Raw genomic sequence first — 1,454 nt, 5'->3', positions numbered from 1 at the left:
AAGCGCTTCGATTTCAAATGTCCTATCGAAGTCATGAGCGAAGTGATGCAGAAAGCCTTGGCTATGCAATATGATGCTCCTGCGTCAATTCAATAACCGTGTTGCACTCAGCTCCTGCAACCGCCCCAAGTAAAAGCAGGTCGCCCTTGGTACTATTGTAATATTCACCTTCCACCGGCCTTGGTTCAGATCGTCCAATAAATGTTCCGCACGCACTAAGCGAACTGAAAATGGATAATAAAATTCCAATTTGTAAAGCGTTCTTCATCTAATTCCCTTTTAAATACAGCCACGGTGATGATGGCAAATGGTGTGTAACATTAGACCCAAGGGCAGTGATTCGCCTTGTTATGTGTTTTTAATCAAGCCATCAACCACCTCGGATGCCTCCTTTAAGCCTGCGCCCGTGATTTTTCGATAGACCCTGATCGCTTTTAGCCTATTCCCTGCTTTAACAGCTTGATGAACCTCAACCGGAACTAGCGTGCTATCGTCAAATTCAATACCCGTATGTTCTATAAGAGCATTCACCTTAATTTCCAGAAAACGAATTCTTTTCCTGTAAGCGTTAATCTGCATATTAACAACCAGGTACAGTACAACCAACGACGGAAACAATAATCCAAGTAATTCAACCACAATATTTCTTCCTTAAAACAGGGAGCAGCAGCTCACACTAAACATTCCTACCTCTATAACTCAGCTTGATCAGAAAATAGCATCCACCTAAAGCAAGAATAATGAAACCCAAACCTATTATTGCCAAGGGATCATACTTTTCCAAATCCAGCAAAATCACCTTCCGAGAAACCGCTATAACTGCGACCAACAAGACAACCTCTGCATGTATGACATTGTCTTTGAAATACATCTCCACTGTCTCTATAAGCTCGAACCCAATAAGAATAATAAAAAAGAACCCGAAAATCCTGAACAGCTCATCTATCTCAAGAAAAAGCACGTCGTCTGTTGAATCAAATATATCCAAATAGAGCAGCATACCTAGCTCTACAATCGCGATAGCAACAACCACCGTCATCAAAATAAGAACGACGAATGACATCCATTTTTTTGCTCTATGAATTAGCGAGACTGATTTATCGATACTTTTGTTCACCGGTTAGATCCTCCATTACATACCGCATAGTACGCGGGCGACGAACCGCGCAACGGATTGGCGTCCCAGCGAACACAGGGAGCGAACGATGCGCCTTGTTGTACATTTTCAACCAAAGCATCTACTACCTCGAATGCATCTCACCCTCAAAACACTTAACGCTTTTGTAACGGGCCGCGTTGCTGCGCAACAGCGCTTTAGCGATTCGACCGGGTTCTACCCCGTTTCCACGGACGGTTATAAAACAGCTAAGAGCTTTTGATCCTGCGCAGCAACTCTACGTCGCATCCTAGGATTATGGAACCGCTCGATGTATTCAAATAGGTCTGCTCTTGCC

General features: G+C 43.5%; 2 protein-coding genes. Both read right to left on the bottom strand.

Annotated features, from left to right (window positions below; genetic code table 11):
* Window positions 1-348: 348 nt before the first annotated feature.
* Window positions 349-639, bottom strand: coding sequence for a ribosomal L7/L12 family protein (locus tag EF096_RS20130; RefSeq protein ID WP_123891517.1), 291 nt, complete (start codon window positions 637-639; stop codon window positions 349-351).
* Between the two features lie 37 nt (window positions 640-676).
* Window positions 677-1,117 (bottom strand): phosphate-starvation-inducible PsiE family protein, encoded by a 441-nt coding sequence (locus tag EF096_RS20125; RefSeq protein ID WP_123891516.1) that lies wholly within the window; start codon window positions 1,115-1,117, stop codon window positions 677-679.
* Window positions 1,118-1,454 lie beyond the last annotated feature (337 nt).

It is taken from the genome of Pseudomonas neustonica, assembly GCF_003797945.1.
In the GTDB taxonomy this organism is placed as follows: domain Bacteria; phylum Pseudomonadota; class Gammaproteobacteria; order Pseudomonadales; family Pseudomonadaceae; genus Halopseudomonas; species Halopseudomonas neustonica.
Note: the sequence above shows the minus strand (reverse complement) of the source record. Positions and strands in the feature narration are given on the sequence as shown.